The following is a 17,894-nucleotide window of genomic DNA, read 5'->3' as shown; positions in this document are numbered from 1 at the left end:
TGCCTGCAACCAATTTCCTGGAGGGGCGATGACGCCCGAAAGCACCACTGTCCTGATCACCAACGACATCGTTGGCCTGGGCCTGATCGCCGCCACCCTGGCGTTGATTTTCCACCTGGCCGGCAAGCGCGAGGGTTTCTGGCAGAAATTCTTCGCCATCGTCCCGGCCCTGCTGCTGTGCTACTTCATCCCGGCCATCTACAACACGGTCGGCCTGATTGATGGCCACACCACCAAGCTCTACAACCCGGTCGCGCGCGATGTGCTGCTGCCGGCGGCGCTGGTGCTGCTGACCCTGTCCATTGACCTGAAGGGCATCCTCAGGCTCGGCCCGAAGCTGTTGATCATGTTCGTCACCGGCACCATCGGCATCATGCTCGGTGCGCTGGTGTCCTTCCAGGCGATGAAGCTGATCCATCCGGCAACCGTGGCCGGTGACACCTGGGCCGGCATGGCCGCACTGGCTGGCAGCTGGATCGGCGGCGGCGCCAACATGGCCGCCATGCGCGAGACCTTCAACGTCGATGCGACCACCTTTGGCCAGTTCGCGGTGGTGGACGTGGTCTGTGCCAGCATCCTGCTGATGCCGGGCTTGATCTGGCTGGCCGGGCGTGCGGAGAAGATCGATGCACGCAACGGTGCCGATACCTCGGCCATTGACGACATGAAGCGCCGGATTGCCGATTACCACGCCAAAAGTGCGCGTATCCCGACCTTGACCGACCTGATGGTCATCGTCGGTGTCGGCCTGGGGGTGGTAGGTGCTGCGCACGCCCTGGCCGCTCCGTTGGCGTCGTGGTGCGCGGCCAACATCAGCTTTGCCAGGCAGGCGTCGCTGGACAACCAGTTCGTCTGGGTGGTGATGCTGTCCACCTTTGCCGGTCTGAGCCTGAGCTTTACCAAGGTGCGCAATCTGGAGGCCGCGGGTGCTTCCAAGGTCGGCACCCTGTTCCTGTACTTCCTGATTGCCTGCATCGGCATGCAGATGGACCTGCTCTCCCTGCTGGAGCGTCCATGGCTGTTCCTGCTCGGTGTGATCTGGATGGCCACCCACGTGCTGCTGCTGTACGTGGTCGGCCGCCTGCTCAAGGCACCGATGTTCTTCCTGGCCATCGGCTCGCAGGGCAATGTCGGTGCGGCGGCCTCGGCGCCGGTGGTGGCGGCGGCCTTCCATCCGACCCTGGCCCCGGTCGGCGTGCTGCTGGGTACGGTTGGTTATGCCACCGGCACGGTGCTGGCCTATCTCACCGGGCTGATGCTCAAGTGGATGGCCGGCGCCTGAGCCGCCGGCAGCTGTCGGACCGAGCCAAACAGCAAGGGCGCCCTCGGGCGCCCTTGCTGCATGATGGAAGTGGCCTCAATGGCTGGCTACGGCGGCACGTGCCTGGCGCTGCTGATGGCTGGCTTCCTGTTCGTGCTGCTGTTGGCAGCACTGCTCCAGCCGTTGGTAGCTTTGGCTGGCCGGCTCGCGTGCGGCCGCTTCAGCCAGGACCACGCTGCGGCGCTGCGCGGGGTCATCGACCGCGCCCTGCACCGCGACCAGGCGCTGCTGGTCCGGGGTGGCGATCAGGTGGTCGATGCGCTGCAGCCCATCCTGGCTGGCATGGGCAGCGACATGGCTGGCGGTATTGAAGAAACGGCTGTCGTCATGCAGGCCGAGCGGGGCGCGCTGGGTGGACAAACCGCGTGCGGCATCCAGCAGCAGTTGCTGCTCGCGACCCGGCGCCTGGGCCTGCCAGGGGCGCTCGTCCAGGTCAGACTGTTGCTGTGCCTGCAGCACCGCATCGATGCCATGCAGGTCGAGCCGGTGCTTGAGCATGACCCCGGGCACCATCCGCTCGAAAAAGCCCTTCGGGTCCGGATCCGGCAGCTCGATGCGGTGGCCGGGTGCATCGGGCATCACCCAGCGGGTCAGCAGGCTGTCTTCCTGCAGGTAGGTCAGCAGTTCGTTGCGCACCTCGTAGCTGCGCACCAGCCCCTGTTGTGCCTGCTGCTTGAGTACGCCCGGATCACGGTCATACCGCTCCAGGGTGGCGTCATGCACGCCGGCGGCATTGAAGGTGACGGTGGGAATGTTGCTGACCATGCCGGCGGTGGCGGCCAGACCCCCGCCCAGCGAGTGCCCGCTCAGCACCAGGTCCTGGCCGAATGCCTGCTGCGCCTTGCTGGTCAAGGCAATGGCCTGGTCGTACTGGACATCGGTCAGGCCCAGGCCCTGGCGCAGGTTGCTGCGCCAGTCGCGGCCCTGGTCGGTGCCGTTGAAGGCCAGCACGACCAGGCCCTGGTCGTTGCGGTACAGCGCGGCATCAAAGCCGCTCTTGGCATCGCTCAGGTCGGCCGGATGGATGCCAGCGCGCAGCAGCTCGCTGCCGTCCAGTGCGTGCCAGCCGGCAGGCAGCGGCTGCACGGCAACGGCCGGGTCGCGGCGCTGGGCAGCCACGGTATAGGTGCTGGCCAGCAGCTGGGCCAGTTCGCGATCGACCACGTGCGGGTTCTGCCCGTGAATGGCACCGGCCAGGCCGGAAGAGGGGTTCTCAAGCAAAGACATGCGCAGATCCTTGTGCAGGCCGACGGCTGGAATGAGGAAACATCAACGGTTGGCGGCCAGCCAGTCCTGCACGGCCTGGCGTTCGGCACGCCCCTTGGCATTGAGCCGTGCGGGGTCTTCGGCAAACAACAGGGTCTGGAACGACACGCCGCGGCTGTTGGTGGCATCGGGATTGGCACCGGCCTGCAGCAGCTGCAGGACCCGGCCGGCATCGCCGACTTCGGCGGCCACATGCAGCAGGGTGTTGCCCATGGCGTCGCTGCGGTTGATGTCGGCACCGGCTGCCAGCAGCAATTCAAACTGCGCACTGCGACGGCTCTGCACGGCACGGAAAATCGGCGTGCGTCCGGCCTTGCCGCCGGTCAGGTCCACCGCTGCGCCGTGTCCGATCAGCACCTGCAGGTAACGCGGGTCATCGACACTGGCTGCCAGGTGGGCGACGCTTTCGCCATCCATGCCCGGGATGGACGGATCCATGCCGGCCTGGAGCAGGGCGGCCAGGGAATCGGCGCGGCGGTTCCAGATCGCCCATTCCAGCAGGGTGACATTGTCCTGGCCGTGGGCTGACGGCGGCGCCTGCGGGGTGAGTCTGGCGATGGTGTCGGTATCGCCTTCGGCCACTGCCTGTGCCAGCGGGTGCAGGGCGCTTGGGAACGGCGTGGATACGGTTGTCCCTTGTGACAGGGTCGTGGGCATCTTCTCGGCTCCAGCTGGTGACGTCGCGGCGGTGAGGGCAAGGGCCAGCACCGCGGGCAACGACAGGGGTGACGGGCGTGCAGGCATCGGCATGCTCCGGGCTCGTACGGATGGATTACTCGACGCCGTCGATCCTACCGTGGCCGTCCCGTGCGGTGGGCGCTGATTTTGTGATCCCCCTCCCAGCTCGCCAAGCGCGTCTGGTTCAGCAGCAGCGGCCGCCACCCTTGCCGCCATAGCGGGCGTCCTGGCGCTCACGGAAAAACGTGGCGTAGTCCATCACCGGCTGGTCCGGGTGATGCAGGCGCATGTGCGCGCGGTAGGTGTCGTAATCGGGCAGGCCACAGGCCAGACGTGCGGTCTGGACCAGCCGCCGGTAGAGGTGGCCGATGGCCTGCCCGAGCTTCTTCATTACGGCTGTACCTGTTCCGGCCGCAGGGCGACGTAGGCACTTTCCCGGTCGCTGCGTTGCGGGTTGGCCCGCGCGGCGCGGATGGTCCGGATCGAGTAGACCAGCACGGCCAGCACCACGAACAGGAACAGCACGGTCAGGCCGGCATTGATGGTGTTGTTGATCATCACCTGCTGCATCTGGCCAAAATCCTTGGACGGGGGCAGCAGGTTGCCGGCAGCGATGGCGTCACGGTAGCGGCTGGCCTGGGCTACGAAGCCCACGCCCGGGTCGCTGGCGAACAGCTTGATCAGGCCGGCACTGATGGTGCAGATCAGCAGCCACACCGCCGGAATCGCCGGTACCCAGGCATAGCGGTCCTTCTTCATCTTGAACAGCACCACCGTGCACAGCAGCAGGGCCACGCCGGCCAGCATCTGGTTGGCGATGCCGAACAACGGCCAGAGCATGTTGATGCCGCCGAGCGGATCGGTCACACCCTGGTACAGGAAGTAACCCCACAGCGCGACACAGCCGCCGGTGGCGATGAAGCTGGCTACCCACGAGTCGGTCTTGCCCAGGGCGGGGACGAAGTTGCCCAGCAGGTCCTGCAGCATAAAGCGGCCGGCGCGGGTACCGGCATCGACCGCCGTGAGGATGAACAGTGCCTCGAACAGGATCGCAAAGTGGTACCAGAAGGCCATCATGCCCTCGCCGGGAATCACCGCATGCAGGATCTGGGCGATGCCCACCGCCAGCGTCGGTGCGCCGCCGGCACGCGAGAGCACGGTGGATTCGCCGATGTCATGCGCGGTCTGGGTCAGCTGTTCGGGGGTGATTGCAAAGCCCCAGTTGCTGACCACCTGGGCGGCATGGGCGACATCGGTGCCGATCACCGCGGCCGGGGAGTTCATCGCAAAGTAGATGCCCGGTTCGATGATCGAGGCAGCAACCATGGCCATGATCGCCACGAACGATTCCATCAGCATGCCGCCGTAGCCGATGTAGGCCGCATGGCCTTCATTGGCCAGCAGCTTGGGCGTGGTGCCCGAGCTGATCAGCGCATGGAAACCGGACACCGCGCCACAGGCAATGGTGATGAACAGGAACGGGAACATCGAGCCCTTCCAGACCGGGCCGGTGCCGTCGGTGAACTGGGTCAGGGCCGGCATCTTCAATTCCGGCATCACGATCAGGATGCCGACGGCCAGACCGACAATGGTGCCGATCTTCAGGAAGGTGGACAGGTAGTCACGCGGCGCCAGCAGCAGCCACACCGGCAGCACCGCAGCGACGAAGCCGTAGCCGATCAGCATCCAGGTGATCTCGACCCCGGTAAAGGTGAACATCGGCCCGAAAGTGGGGTGCTCGGCGACCTTGCCGCCGTAGACGATGGCCAGCACCAGCAGGACCAGGCCGACGATGGAGATCTCGCCGATCTTGCCCGGGCGGATGTAGCGCATGTAGATGCCCATGAAGATCGCGATGGGCATCGTCGCGATCACCGTGAACATGCCCCAGGGGCTGCCTTCCAGCGCCTTGACCACGATCATCGCCAGCACCGCGAGGATGATGATCATGATCATGAACACGCCGAACAGGGCGATGGTGCCCGGCACCGAGCCCATTTCCTCGCGGACCAGTTCGCCCAGCGAACGGCCATTGCGCCGGCTGGAGATGAACAGGACCATGAAATCCTGCACCGCACCGGCCAGTACCACGCCGGCAATCAGCCACAGCGTGCCCGGCAGGTAGCCCATCTGCGCGGCCAGCACCGGACCGACCAGCGGCCCGGCGCCGGCGATGGCGGCAAAGTGGTGGCCAAACAGCACGTGCTTGTTGGTCGGCACATAGTCCAGGCCGTCATTGCGGGTCCAGGCCGGGGTGGCCCGGGTGGTGTCCACGCCGAGGACCTTGTTGGCGATGAACAGGCCGTAATAACGGAACGCCACCAGGTACAGCGAAACTGCCGCCACTACGATCCACAGCGCATTGATGTGCTCGCCCCGGCGCAGCGCCACCACACCAAGGCAGGCGGCGCCCACGATGGCCAGTAGCGCCCAGAGGCCCTTGTTGAACCCTTTCATCGACCTGTCTCCAGCCAATAGGTGAATATTCGATTAAAGCGCGTTGCGTACCGGGCGGCCATGCTGCTTTGGGCCTAGACGGCGGTGGTCAGCGGTTGCCAAGCCGGGGGGTGTTGTCCAGCCGCAAATGACTGATCTGCTCGATCCGGGTTTCCAGTTCGGCCTGGTCAGTGGCGTTGAACCACAGCTGGGCATACTGGTCCTTGCCAAGTCTGCTTACCGTGATACGGCGGTATTGCGCCTGCTCTGCGGCGTCATTGGCCAGGTCCATGCGGTACCAGTGGATGTCCTGCCCGGCGAACTGCGCCCGTTCGGCGCGCAGGGAACGGGCAAGCCGCAGGTTGGGCTCGTCGCCGGTGAGCATCAGGTTGAAAGCCGGATTGCCGTGCTCGTCTTCAGCACGGCACAGCAGGTAGCCATCGCGCTGCTGTTGCTGCCAATGCAGGGTGCTGCCGCCGGGCAGGTCGGGGCAGTGGTCGCTGCCGGCAGGCTGGGCCTGGGCGCTCATTGCAGCGGTCAACAGAAAAAGGGTCAAGGCAGTGGGTTGCAGGTAATTCACTTCGACTCCCGGTAGACATGCCCGTGGGGGCGGATCCAGGGCGCAGCCCATCGGCCGATGGCAGTGCGCCAGACGAGTTGGCAGAACAGCGGGTGAGGCAGTTACGGCAACAGCACATGCTGTGCAGGGATCTGCATATCTGAACGAATGATGTACGGATAGTTGTAGCGCATTTATGCCGTCGGTGCGAGCGCAGACGCTAGCGGCCGGGGCAGATGTCGGCACGCGCCGGCACCCGGCGACCGGGCGTTCGGGCCCCCTGGGCTATCGGCTCGGGCGTGATGACGCCCGCGCCAGCGGGCCAGGCTGGCGGGCGATCAGGCGACGCCATCCCGGCCCTTTGCAGCCATCGCTCAGCGATCAGGCTGGCCCAGACGGCGGTACAGGCTGCCGCCAATCACCCCGCCGATGATCGGCGCCAGCCAGAACAGCCACAGCTGCGACAGCGCGCCACTGCCGGCAAACAGTGCCACGGCGGTGGAACGGGCCGGGTTGACCGAGGTATTGGTTACCGGGATGGAGATCAGATGGATCAAGGTCAGTGCCAGCCCGATGGCAAGCGGGGCAAATCCGGCCGGCGCGCGGTCATCGGTGGCTCCCATGATCACGATCAGGAACATGGCGGTCAGGGTGATTTCGCTGATCAAGGCTGCCGTCATGCTGTAGCCGCCCGGCGAAAGGGCGCCATAGCCATTGCTGGCAAAGGCTCCGGCCGTATCGGCAGGCAGGGTGAAACCGGGCTGCCCGCTGGCGATCAGGTACAGCACCAGGCCCGCCAGTGCGCCGCCCAGCACCTGGGCGAGCAGGTAGGGCAGCAGTTGAGCAGCCTCAAAACGTCCGCCTGCCCACAGTCCGATGCTCACGGCCGGATTGAAATGACCGCCGGAAATATGCCCCAGTGCATAGGCGCCGGTCAGTACGGTCAGTCCGAAGGCCAGTGAAACACCCACCAGTCCAATCCCCAGTGGGTTGCCGTCGCCGCCGAAATTTGCCGCCAGTACCGCACTGCCACAACCGCCCAGGACCAGCCAGAACGTGCCGATGAACTCGGCAGCCAAACGTTTGGACATCTGCATGCTGAAACTCCTTCGGAAGGGGTGACGCATGGGGATCATGCGCCGCTTGGTCCCCCGGGTGAAGTGCTGACTGCCTGTGCTGGGGTGCGCGGCGGCCGGCAGTTACACTAGGGCCCCTTGTTGATGCCCCGGAGACACCGCAGTGACCCGTACCCTTGTGCTGTTGCGCCACGGCCAGAGCCAGTGGAACCTGGATAACCGTTTCACCGGCTGGGTGGACGTGGACCTGACCGAGAAGGGGCGCGCCGAAGCGGTGGCCGCCGGTGAGGCGATGCGCGCCGAGGGCCTGCAGTTCGATGCGGCCCATACCTCGGTGCTCAAGCGCGCCATCCGCACCCTGCAGGGGGCGCTGGGGGCGCTGGACCAGGACTGGCTGCCGGTGGCCAAGACCTGGCGTCTGAACGAGCGTCACTACGGTGCGCTGCAGGGCCTGGACAAGGCCGAAACCGCCGCCCGTCACGGCGAGGACCAGGTCAAGATCTGGCGCCGTTCCTATGACATTCCGCCGCCGCCGATGGACATCAGCGATGCCGGCCACCCGGCCAATGACCGCCGTTATGCCGGTCTGGACCCGGCCGCGTTGCCGGGGACCGAATCGCTGGCCACCACCCTGGAGCGCGTGCTGCCGTACTGGCACGATGCCATCGCCCCGCAGCTCAAGGCCGGCAAGACGGTGCTGGTCACCGCCCACGGCAACTCGCTGCGCGCCCTGTACAAGTACCTGACCGGCGCCAGCGAAGCGGAAATCCTGGAGGTCAACATTCCCACCGGCATCCCGCTCAAGTTCGAGCTGGACGACAACCTGAAGTTGATTTCCTGGCGTTACCTGGGCGACCAGGAAGCGGCCAGGGCCGCCGCCGAAGCGGTGGCCAACCAGGGCAAGGCCCGCTGACGGCAGGTCGTTCAAACAAAGCCCGGCTTTGCAAGCCGGGTTTTTATTGACCGCTGACCGCAACGGAGGCCGGCCCGAGGCGGTTACCGGCGCGTGGCGGCCGGCTGCTTTGCGAGTAGTTCAACGAAAGCGGCAACCACCTGCGGATCCAGGCGGTTGCCCGCCTCCTGCTGCAGGATCGCGACGGTGGTGTCCAGCGCCAGTGGCTGCCGGTAGGGGCGGGTGGTGGTCATGGCATCAAAACCATCCACCACGGCCAGGATGCGTGCGCCGAGCTGGATCTGTTCGCCGGCCAGCCCGTCGGGGTAGCCGCTGCCGTCAAACGCTTCGTGATGGTGGCGGATCAGCCGGCCGATTTGGCTGGCATCATCGCGCCCGGTGGCCAGGAAGACCCGTTCGCCGCGGACAGCGTGGCTGCGCATCACCGCCATTTCCTGCTCGTCCAGCCGTCCGGGCTTGAGCAGCACGGCATCGGGGATGCCGATCTTGCCGATGTCGTGGAAGCGTGCAGCCAGGGTCAGCTCCCTTAGCCCCTGGCCCTGCATGCCAAAGCATTGTCCCATCTGCAGGGCCAGCCGGCAGACACGGTCGCAGTGGTCGTTGGTATAGGTATCGCGTTCATTCAGCGCGATGGTCAAAGCTCGAACCGAATTGTTCAGATACTCGGTATCGATCGGACTGGCGCAGTCATTCAAATCGAACATTCAGGTCACCGCTTGCGTGAGGCGCAAGCGGCGTTTCAGGTGGGGGAGCGCAGTTTAGCTGTTTATCAAGTTCGACAGGCCTTCAGTGCTTTTCCCGATCAGGCGCGAGCGTGGCAAGCAGCGCGCGCGCGGCATTGAAGCGATCCTCGGCCTCCGGCAACGGGTGCTTGATGCGCAGCTTCTCCGGGCCATCCATCTGGTACAGCGCTGGCTGCTTCTGGATCATCGTGATCACCGCCAGCGGGTCGACCTTCGGCTGGCTGGTGAAAACGATACGGCCACCGCCCGGGCCCAGCTCCAGCTTGGTGATGCCCAGTGCGTCGGCCTGCAGCTTGAGTTCGGCAATGGCGAACAGGTGCTTGGCCGGGTCCGGCAGCAGGCCGAAACGGTCGATCATCTCCACCTGCAGCTCGCGCAGCCCGGCGCTGTCACGCGCGCTGGAAATGCGCTTGTACAGGGTCAGGCGGGTGTGCACGTCGGGCAGGTAGTCGTCGGGAATCAGTGCCGGCACATGCAGGGTGACCTCGGCGCCGCGGGCTTCCTCGCCCAGGTCCACGCTGGCCAGCTTGCCCGAGCGGATCGCCTTGACCGCGCGTTCGAGCATCTCGGTGTACAGGCTGAAACCGACCTCGGCCATCTGTCCGCTCTGGTCCTCGCCCAGCAGCTCGCCGGCGCCGCGGATCTCCAAGTCGTGGGTGGCCAGGGTGAAGCCGGCGCCGAGCTCATCCATCGACGCAATGGCTTCCAGCCGCTTGTGTGCATCGGCGGTGATCGCCTTGCGGTCCGGCGGGATCACCAGGTAGGCATAGGCGCGGTGGTGCGAGCGGCCGACGCGTCCACGCAGCTGGTGCAGCTGGGCCAGGCCGAACTTGTCGGCGCGGTTGATGATGATGGTGTTGGCGTTGGGGATGTCGATGCCCGATTCGATGATCGTGGTGGCCAGCAACACGTTGAAGCGCTGTTTCTGGAAATCGAGCATCACCCGCTCCAGTTCGCGCTCGGGCATCTGCCCGTGGGCGATGCCGATGCGTGCCTCCGGCACCAGCTCGCCCAGCTCGCGGGCCATCCGGCCGATCGACTCGACATCGTTGTGCAGGAAGTACAGCTGGCCGCCACGGCCCAGCTCGCGCTGGAACGCCTCGCGCAGCAGGGTGTTGTCCCAGCCGGTGATGAAGGTCTTGACCGCGAGCCGGTTGGACGGGGCGGTGGCAATGATCGACAGGTCACGCAGCCCGGCCATGGCCATGTTGAGCGTGCGCGGGATCGGGGTGGCGGTCAGGGTCAGCAGGTGGACGTTGGCGCGCAGGGCCTTCAGCCCCTCCTTCTGGCGCACGCCAAAGCGCTGCTCCTCATCGACGATGACCAGCCCCAGGTCCTTGAATTTCACATCCGGCTGCAGCAGGCGGTGGGTGCCGACGATCACATCGATCGTGCCCTCGGCCACCTTGTCCAGCGCGGCCTTGATTTCCTTGGTCGACTTGAAGCGCGAGAGCACTTCAACCCGCAGCGGCCAGTCGGCAAAGCGGTCGGCGAAGTTGCGGTAGTGCTGCTCGGCCAGCAGGGTGGTCGGCACCAGCACCGCGACCTGCTTGCCGGCACTGGCGGCAGCGAAGGCGGCGCGCACCGCGACCTCGGTCTTGCCGAAGCCGACATCGCCGCAGACCACCCGGTCCATCGGCTGGCTGGACTGCAGGTCACGCAACGCCGCCTCGATCGCGGCCAGCTGGTCGGGGGTCTCCTCGAACGGGAAGGTCGCCGCGAACGGCTCGTACATCGCGCGGTCGATCTTCAGTGCCAGCCCCGCCCGGGCCCGGCGGCGGGCCTGGATTTCCAGCAGCTCGGCGGCAACATCGCGCACCTTTTCGGCGGCCTTCTTTTTCGCCTTGGTCCACTGCTCGCCACCGAGCGAATGCAGCGGCGCGGTTTCCGGCGAGGCGCCGGAGTAGCGGTTGATCAGGTGCAGCTGGGCGACCGGCACATACAGCCGGTCGCCCTTGGCGTATTCGATTTCCAGGAACTCGCCGGGCATGCCGCCCACGTCCATGCTCACCAGGCCGCGGTAACGACCCACGCCATGGTCTTCGTGGACGATCGGTGCGCCCTCGCTCAGCTCGCCCAGGTCGCGGATGATCGCGTCCGGCTCGCGCCCGGCGCGGCGGCTGCGGCGCACGTTGCCCGAACGTTCGGGGAACAGCTGGCGCTCGGTGAGCACGGCAATGGCCGGCTGCTCCAGTGCAAAGCCGTCTTCCAGCATGGCCACGGCAATGGCAAAGCGCTGCTCCCCCTGCAGGAACGGCTCAAAACCACCCACCACCTCGGGTTTGAGGTCGCCGGCCAGCAGTACCTCCAGCAGCGCCTCGCGGCGCCCGGCCGTATCGGCAGCAATCAGCACCCGGCCGCGGTAGCCCTCCAGGAAGCCCTGAAGGGCAGCGCCCGGCGCCTGGTTGGGCGCGGCGATCGGCAGCGGCGGCAGTGCAACGTCGCCCAGTGCGTGGGCCTGCTCGAAACGCGGATGGTCCGGCGGGCAGACCTCGATGCGCGGATGGATGTTCAGCCGTTCGCGCAGCTGGTCCGGGCTCAGGTACAGCTCGGCCGGTGGCAGCAGCGGGCGTTCGACATCGTGCCGGCGCTGCTCGTAGCGCTGGGCGGTCTGTTCCCAGAAGGCGTCCGAGGCAGCCACCGTGCCCGGGGCGACCACGGTGAGCAGGTTCTCCGGCAGGTAATCGAGCAGGGTCGCGGTGTCGCGGTAGAACAGCGGCAGGTAGTACTCGATGCCGGCCGGCAGCACCCCGGCCTTCAGGTCCTGGTACAGCGGGCTGCGCCGGGTATCGACATCAAAGCGCTCGCGCAGCTGGTCCATCGCCCGGCCCAGGGCTGCTTCGTCGTTGGGGACCTCGCGCCCGGGCAGCAGGTGCACCGAGGAGACCGGGTCCAGTGAGCGCTGGCTTTCCGGGTCGAACACGCGGATGGTGTCGATCTCATCGTCGAGCAGCTCGATCCGCAGCGGTGCCTCGGTCCCCATCGGGAACACATCGAGCAGGCCACCGCGCACGGCAAAGTCGCCCGGGTCCATCACCTGCGGCACGTTGCGGTAGCCGGCCGCTTCGAGCCGGCGCTTCTCCGCGTCCATGTCCAGCTGCTGGCCCAGGCTGAGGTTGAAGCTGCTGCCGGCAATATGTGCCACTGGCGCCAGCCGTTGCAGCAGGGTCTGCACCGGCACCACCACGATCCCGCGCTTGAGCGAGGGCAAGCGGTGCAGTGCCGCCAGCCGCTGGCTGACGATTTCCGGGTGCGGCGAGAACTGGTCGTAAGGCAGGGTTTCCCAGTCCGGGAAGGCGATCACCGGCCGCTCGGCATGGCTGCCGGCCAGCGTGGCCAGATCGGCCACCAGTTGCTGGGCACCGTGGTTGTCGCGGCTGACCACCAGCAACGGGCCCTCATGGGCACGTGCAGCGGCGGCGATATGCCAGGCCAGGGCCGAAACAGAGACAGGGGCGCGCCACCAGGCGCGTGCTTGGCCAGCGCGCGGCAGCGGCGGCAGGGGGAGGCGATCGTGCGACATGACCGGCCGATATTAACAGACCGGCCGCAGCTGCCCCACGCTGCTCAGGTATCCAGTTCCAGCACCATGCGCACCAGGCCGTTGGCAGCGTCCGGGTGGTTGTCAACCCGCTCAAAGCCCAGTGACTGGGCCAGCTGCAGCATCGGCAGGTTGTCCTCGGCGACATAGCCGTAGAGCCGGTCCAGGTACTTGCCGCGGGCCCACTTGACCAGCTTGCGCATCAATTGCCGGCCCAGGCCCTGGCCGGCCAGGAAGCGGCTGACCAGGATGGCGTATTCGGCCTCGCGGGTGCCGGGGATGATGCTGGCACGGGCAATGGCGCCGACCACGGCCTCGCCGGGGTTTTCCGGTTCGGCGGCGACCAGGCAGATCTCGGTCTTCGGGCTGGGATGGGTCAGGCGTTCGGCGGTCTGGTCGGACAGCTCGTTGACCGCCTGCAGGAAGCGGTCACGCACTTCCTCGGGCCCGAACAGCGAGAAGGCGCCCTGCAGCGGCGCAGCGTCTTCCGGACGGATCGGGCGGATCAGCAGCTCGCGGCCGCTGGGTGCCTTGAAGTGATCATGCCAAGGCGGCATGCGGTTGCGCGTTGCCATCGTCCGGACAGCTCCTGTGGATTGGCGCGATTCTGGCATTGCCTGTTGCGATGAATTGTGAATATGCACGATTCACCGCCCGCCGGCTCACTCCGGGGCCTTGAGCCACTCCAGCCGGTGGCTGCTGCCGGCCTGGCCCAGGTGTGCGCGCAACGAGGCCAGGGCCGGTGCCAGCACCTGGTCGAACTGCCAGGGCGCGTTGAGCAGCAGCATGCCGCTGCCATTGAGCCGCAGTGGCGAATCATCCGGGTGGATCATCAGTTCGGCGATCAGGGCCGAGCGGACCGGCAGCTTCTGGCAGGCACGGAAGAACGGCTGCAGGGTGCGTCGCTGCTTGATCGGGTACCAGATCGCGAACAGGCCCTGCGGCCAACGCGCCAGGCCGTCGCGCACCGCTTCGATGATGCGCGGGTACTCGGCCTGCTGGTCTTCGTAGGGCGGGTCGATCAGGACCAGGCCGCGACCGATCTTGCTGCCATCGGCCTTGGGCGGCAGGAACGCGCGCATGCCGGCATAGCCATCGCCGGCACGCACCTGGATGCGCGCATCACCTGCGAACAGGAACTTGAGGGTGTCCAGCTCTTCCTGCTGGAGCTCGCACACCGCCATCCGGTCCTGCGCACGCAGGCAGCGGCTGGCCAGCAGCGGCGAGCCGGGATAGGTCAGCAGCGTGCCGGGCTGGTTGTCGGCCTGTACCGCCTTGAGGTAACGCTCCACCGCTTCCGGCAGGCGCGGGGCATCCATCAGCTTGAGCACGCCGTCGGCTGCCTCGCCGGTCTTGCGGCTTTCCTCGCTGTGCAGCAGGTAGCGGCCGGCGCCACCGTGGGTGTCCAGCACGAAGAACGGGCTGTCCTTGCGCTGCATCTGATCCAGCAGGGCGAGCACGGTGACGTGCTTGAGGACATCGGCATGGTTGCCGGCATGGAAGGCGTGGCGATAATTCATGCCGGCAAGTGTACGGGGTGTGGCCCGGGCCAGCTATGCTGCCGGCATGAATGCCCCAGCACACATCATCGTGGTCGAGGATGAGGCCGCCATTGCCGCTGCCGTGGTCTATGCGCTGCAGGCCGAGGGCTGGCAGGTCGAACATCTGGGCCTGGGCAGCCAGGCGCTGGCGCGGCTGCAGGCCGGTGGGGTCGATCTGGTCGTGCTCGATGTCGGCCTGCCCGACATCAGTGGACTGGAGGTGTGCCGGCAGCTGCGCCGTTTCAGCCAGATCCCGGTGCTGTTCCTGACCGCCCGCAACGAGGAGGTGGACCGGGTGCTGGGCCTGGAGCTGGGCGGCGATGACTACCTGGGCAAACCCTTCTCGCCCCGCGAGCTGGTGGCGCGGGTGCGGGCGCGCCTGCGCCGGCCGGCCCTGCAGTCCGACGAGATGCAGCAGTGGCAGGTCGTCGGGCAGCTGCAGATCGACCGCCAGGCCAGGCGGGTGCGCCATGGCCGGCAGCTGCTGGAGCTGACCCGCTATGAATATCTGCTGCTGCAGGCCCTGGCGCAGCGCCCCGGGGCGATCCTGAGCCGGGCGCAGTTGATGGACCGGATCTGGGATGCCGCCAGCGACAGTGCTGACCGCACCGTGGATACCCATATCAAGACCCTGCGCGGCAAGCTGCGCAGTGCCGGGGCCGATGAGCAGATGATCCGTACCCACCGCGGGCTGGGTTACGCGCTGGAGGGCTGAGCGATGCGACGTCTGGCCCTGAAGGTGATGCTGGCCTTCGCCCTGGTCGGCAGCCTGGCCGGCCTGTTCGTGGCCCAGGTGCTGGTGGCCGAGGTCAAGCCGGGCGTGCGCCAGGCGATGGAGGCCAACCTGGTCAACAGTGCCAACCTGCTGGCCGAACTGGCGGCCACCGACATGGCTGCCGGGCAGATCGGCAACGGGCCATTCGCCGCCGCGGTGGCGCGGGCGGTGCAGCGCGACCCGGACGCGGCCATCTGGCGCTTTCCCAAACATGCCATCGAGCTGGAAGTACGGATTGTCGACCCTGCCGGGATCGTGGTGTATGACTCCAGTGGCCGCCACCTGGGCCAGGACCATTCGCGCTGGAATGATGTGCTGCTGACCCTGCGCGGCCAGTACGGGGTGCGCTCCAGTCCGGTCGATGCCAATGATCCCCAGGGCCCCAGTGCGATGCATGTGGCCGCCCCTGTCCGCGACCGCGATGGGCAACTGCTCGGGGTGCTGACCGTGATCCAGCCCAATGCCAGTTTTGATCCCTACATCACTGCGGCCGGGCAGGCGGTGGTACGCAAGGGCATCTGGCTGGCCCTGCTGTGCACGCTGATTGGCGGCGCCTTTTCGGCCTGGCTGGCCTGGCGGGTAGGGCGGCTCCGGCGCTATGCCGAAGCGGTGACCCTCGGCGCGAGCGCGATCCAGCCCGAGCGCAGCCGCGATGAGCTCGGCCAGCTCGGCCGTGCGCTGGCAACGATGCGCGAGCAGCTCGATGGCAAGGCCTATGTCGAGCAGTACGTGCAGACCCTGACCCATGAAATGAAAAGCCCGCTGGCCGCGATCAATGCCAGCGCCGAATTGCTGGGTGCCCCGATGCCGGAGGCTGACCGGGCGCGCTTTGCCGCCAGCATCGGCGAGCAGGGGGCGCGCCTGGCGCAGATGATCGACCGCCTGCTGGCCCTGGCCACCCTGGAGCAGCACCGCAGCCTGCCCGAGCGCACGCCGGTGGACCTGGGCGAACTGGTGCGGCAGCAGGTGGCGGCCAGTGAAGCCAAGGCGCGCCAGCGTGGCCTGGCCTTCCAGCTGCGGCTGCCGGCAGCCGCGATCGTGCAGGGCGATGGGTTTTTCCTGCGCCAGGCGCTGAGCAACCTGCTTGACAACGCGCTGGACTTTGCCGCTGACGGGCCGGTCCAGGTGGCGGTGGAGGCGGCCGATGGCGGTTACTGGCTGTGGGTCACCGATGATGGCCCGGGGGTTCCCGATTACGCCCGGGCGCGGGTGTTCGAGCGGTTCTACTCGCTGGCACGGCCGGCGACCGGCCAACGCAGTTCCGGCCTGGGCCTGAACCTGGTGGCCGAGGTCGCCCGCCTGCATGCCGGCCGGGTGGCGCTGGACAACCTGCCCACAGGCGGGGCCTGCGCCGGGATCTGGCTGCCGGCTGGCTGAGCCGGCTTCACCCTGACTTCAAATTCGCTTCGATCTGCCCACACCACGCTGGCGCAGGCTGTGCGCTCCCGGACGATGGAGAGCACAGGCGATGGAAAGTTTGCGATTGTTCGGCCGCATTGCGGTCGCTGGCGTGGTGGTGGTTGTGTTGATGGTGGCCTTGCTGCTGGTGCGCTCACTGGTCAGTGAGCGGGCCCAGTTCCGTGACCAGGCCGTGGCCAGGGTGGCGGCCAGCCGTGCGGGCGAGCAGCTGTTGACCGGCCCGCTGCGGGTGATCCCGTGGACGGAGCAGCAGCTCCGTGTCGATGAGCAGGGCGTGCAGCGCATGCGCACCGTGCACGGGCATGAACTGCAGATGCCGCAGCTGCTGCAGGTGGATGGCCGTCTGCTGCCCGAGCAGCGGCGGGTAGGCATGTTCAAGGTGCCGGTGTACACCTGGCGCGGCAAGCTGGCCGCACGCTTTGCTGCGTTCGAGCCTGCTGGCGTACCGGGGCGGGTATACGGCAAGCCCTACCTGGTGATGGGGATTGCCGATGTGCGCGGGCTGGTGGGTACGCCGGTACTGCAGCTGGATGGCCGCCGCGTGCTGCTGCAGGCCGGTACCCAGGGCCTGCATGACAGCATCGGCGGGGTACATGTGCCGCTGCTGCCCGATGACGCTGGCCGCCTGCCAGCCTCGGCATTGCAACTGGAACTGGTGCTGGATGGCACCCGTTCGCTGGCCCTGCTGCCGGTAGCCGACGACAACCGCGTGCAGCTGGCATCGAGCTGGCCGCATCCTTCTTTCGGCGGGGCGTTCGCGCCGGCCCGGCGTGAGGTCGGTGAGGGCGGCTTCAGCGCCAGCTGGGCAGTGTCCTCGCTGGCTTCCAAGGCCCAGGACCAGCTGCAGCAGGCCATCGCCCAGGGCCAGGGCATGCACGGCGAGCAGATCCAGGTCAGCCTGGTCGACCCGGTCGATGTGTATACCCAGGCCCTGCGTGCGGCCAAATACGGGGTGTTGTTCATCGTGCTGACCTTCGTCGGTTTCGGCATCTATGACCTGGTCAAGGGCCTGAACCTGCATCCGCTGCAGTACCTGCTGGTCGGCCTGGCGCTGGTGATGTTCTTCCTGCTGCTGCTCAGCCTGTCCGAACAGCTGCCGTTCGTGCTGGCCTATCTGGTGGCCAGTGCCGCCTGCATCGCGCTGCAGGCCTGGTATCTGTCCGGGGTATTGCGCAGCTGGCCGCGCGCGCTGGGGTTTGCCGCCATGCTCACCGCCTTGTATGCCGCCTTGTACGGGTTGCTGGTGAGTGAGCAGAACGCCTTGCTGCTGGGTTCGCTGCTGCTGTTTGCGGTGCTGGCGGCGGTGATGGGCCTGACCCGCCGGCTGGACTGGCGTCAGCTCGGACGCAGCCATGAGTGAACTGCTGATGCCTGCCGGGCGCCTGTGGCAGCGCCTGCGCCGGCAGTTGCCGGCAGACATGGCCCTGGCTGGATGGTGGCGCTGGCCACGGCCATTGCACGACCGTCGTATGTCCCTGCAGCTGGCCCGGCCGTGGTCGCCGCAGCCGGCGGACCTGGCCGGTGGCTGGCAGTGGCAGGGCCGGCGTTGGTGCCGGCAGTGGGCGGGATGGTGCTGGTGGCTGTCGGCTGATGGCCGCCGGCTGTACGCCTGCCGTCGGCACTGAA

At 67.1% G+C, this 17,894-nt stretch carries 16 protein-coding genes; 6 read left to right on the top strand and 10 right to left on the bottom strand.

What is annotated here, in order from left to right:
• The first annotated feature begins 28 nt into the window (after positions 1 to 28).
• Positions 29 to 1,282, top strand: a complete 1,254-nt coding sequence (locus tag ABB25_RS05525; protein ID WP_057664764.1) for a DUF819 family protein — start codon at positions 29 to 31, stop codon at positions 1,280 to 1,282.
• Between the two features lie 75 nt (positions 1,283 to 1,357).
• Here the strand turns inward: ABB25_RS05525 and ABB25_RS05520 are convergent, their stop codons facing one another.
• The 6 genes from ABB25_RS05520 to aqpZ all read right to left on the bottom strand — a co-directional run bounded on the left by ABB25_RS05520 (position 1,358) and on the right by aqpZ (position 7,357).
• The gene (locus tag ABB25_RS05520; RefSeq protein WP_057664762.1) at positions 1,358 to 2,548 is read right to left on the bottom strand and encodes a Tle-like phospholipase domain-containing protein; all 1,191 of its coding nucleotides are present in this window, start codon (positions 2,546 to 2,548) and stop codon (positions 1,358 to 1,360) included.
• Between the two features lie 42 nt (positions 2,549 to 2,590).
• On the bottom strand, positions 2,591 to 3,244 hold the full coding sequence (locus tag ABB25_RS05515) for an ankyrin repeat domain-containing protein (protein ID WP_057664761.1): 654 nt from the start codon (positions 3,242 to 3,244) through the stop codon (positions 2,591 to 2,593).
• 205 nt (positions 3,245 to 3,449) lie between these two features.
• Positions 3,450 to 3,656: a YbdD/YjiX family protein gene (locus ABB25_RS05510; protein ID WP_057664759.1), complete on the bottom strand. Its 207-nt coding sequence runs from the start codon at positions 3,654 to 3,656 to the stop codon at positions 3,450 to 3,452.
• Positions 3,656 to 5,722, bottom strand: a complete 2,067-nt coding sequence (locus ABB25_RS05505; protein WP_057664757.1) for a carbon starvation CstA family protein — start codon at positions 5,720 to 5,722, stop codon at positions 3,656 to 3,658. Before ABB25_RS05505 ends, ABB25_RS05510 begins: the two co-directional genes overlap by 1 nt.
• Before the next feature lie 88 nt (positions 5,723 to 5,810).
• On the bottom strand, positions 5,811 to 6,281 hold the full coding sequence (locus ABB25_RS05500; RefSeq protein WP_152981039.1) for a hypothetical protein: 471 nt from the start codon (positions 6,279 to 6,281) through the stop codon (positions 5,811 to 5,813).
• A gap of 353 nt (positions 6,282 to 6,634) precedes the next feature.
• Positions 6,635 to 7,357: an aquaporin Z gene (aqpZ, locus tag ABB25_RS05495; protein ID WP_211259287.1), complete on the bottom strand. Its 723-nt coding sequence runs from the start codon at positions 7,355 to 7,357 to the stop codon at positions 6,635 to 6,637.
• 142 nt (positions 7,358 to 7,499) lie between these two features.
• Here aqpZ and gpmA point away from each other — a divergent pair, with 142 nt between their 5' ends.
• Positions 7,500 to 8,249, top strand: coding sequence for a 2,3-diphosphoglycerate-dependent phosphoglycerate mutase (gpmA, locus tag ABB25_RS05490; protein WP_057664753.1), 750 nt, complete (start codon positions 7,500 to 7,502; stop codon positions 8,247 to 8,249).
• A gap of 83 nt (positions 8,250 to 8,332) precedes the next feature.
• Here gpmA and ABB25_RS05485 read toward each other — a convergent pair whose 3' ends face one another.
• The 4 genes from ABB25_RS05485 to ABB25_RS05470 form a co-directional block, all read right to left on the bottom strand.
• The gene (locus tag ABB25_RS05485) at positions 8,333 to 8,953 is read right to left on the bottom strand and encodes an HD-GYP domain-containing protein (RefSeq protein WP_057664751.1); all 621 of its coding nucleotides are present in this window, start codon (positions 8,951 to 8,953) and stop codon (positions 8,333 to 8,335) included.
• A gap of 82 nt (positions 8,954 to 9,035) precedes the next feature.
• A complete protein-coding gene (mfd, locus tag ABB25_RS05480; protein WP_057664749.1) occupies positions 9,036 to 12,515 on the bottom strand; it encodes a transcription-repair coupling factor in 3,480 nt (1,159 codons plus the stop codon).
• Positions 12,516 to 12,559: 44 nt separating this feature from the next.
• On the bottom strand, positions 12,560 to 13,108 hold the full coding sequence (locus ABB25_RS05475; protein WP_057664748.1) for a GNAT family N-acetyltransferase: 549 nt from the start codon (positions 13,106 to 13,108) through the stop codon (positions 12,560 to 12,562).
• 87 nt (positions 13,109 to 13,195) lie between these two features.
• Positions 13,196 to 14,053: a 23S rRNA (adenine(2030)-N(6))-methyltransferase RlmJ gene (locus ABB25_RS05470; protein WP_057664747.1), complete on the bottom strand. Its 858-nt coding sequence runs from the start codon at positions 14,051 to 14,053 to the stop codon at positions 13,196 to 13,198.
• Positions 14,054 to 14,099: 46 nt separating this feature from the next.
• Here ABB25_RS05470 and creB point away from each other — a divergent pair, with 46 nt between their 5' ends.
• From creB to ABB25_RS05450, 4 genes are all read left to right on the top strand, one after another.
• The gene (creB, locus tag ABB25_RS05465; protein ID WP_057664880.1) at positions 14,100 to 14,789 is read left to right on the top strand and encodes a two-component system response regulator CreB; all 690 of its coding nucleotides are present in this window, start codon (positions 14,100 to 14,102) and stop codon (positions 14,787 to 14,789) included.
• Between the two features lie 3 nt (positions 14,790 to 14,792).
• On the top strand, positions 14,793 to 16,226 hold the full coding sequence (gene creC / locus ABB25_RS05460; RefSeq protein WP_057664745.1) for a two-component system sensor histidine kinase CreC: 1,434 nt from the start codon (positions 14,793 to 14,795) through the stop codon (positions 16,224 to 16,226).
• 91 nt (positions 16,227 to 16,317) lie between these two features.
• Positions 16,318 to 17,628: a cell envelope integrity protein CreD gene (gene creD, locus ABB25_RS05455; protein WP_057664743.1), complete on the top strand. Its 1,311-nt coding sequence runs from the start codon at positions 16,318 to 16,320 to the stop codon at positions 17,626 to 17,628.
• The gene (locus ABB25_RS05450) at positions 17,621 to 17,893 is read left to right on the top strand and encodes a hypothetical protein (protein ID WP_057664741.1); all 273 of its coding nucleotides are present in this window, start codon (positions 17,621 to 17,623) and stop codon (positions 17,891 to 17,893) included. The genes creD and ABB25_RS05450 overlap by 8 nt, the downstream gene beginning before the upstream one ends.
• The last annotated feature ends 1 nt before the right edge of the window (position 17,894 follow it).

The organism is Stenotrophomonas koreensis, from assembly GCF_001431525.1.
Lineage (GTDB): Bacteria > Pseudomonadota > Gammaproteobacteria > Xanthomonadales > Xanthomonadaceae > Stenotrophomonas > Stenotrophomonas koreensis.
The sequence above is the reverse complement of the archived record's forward strand: the minus strand, read 5'-3'. Positions and strand labels throughout refer to the sequence as shown.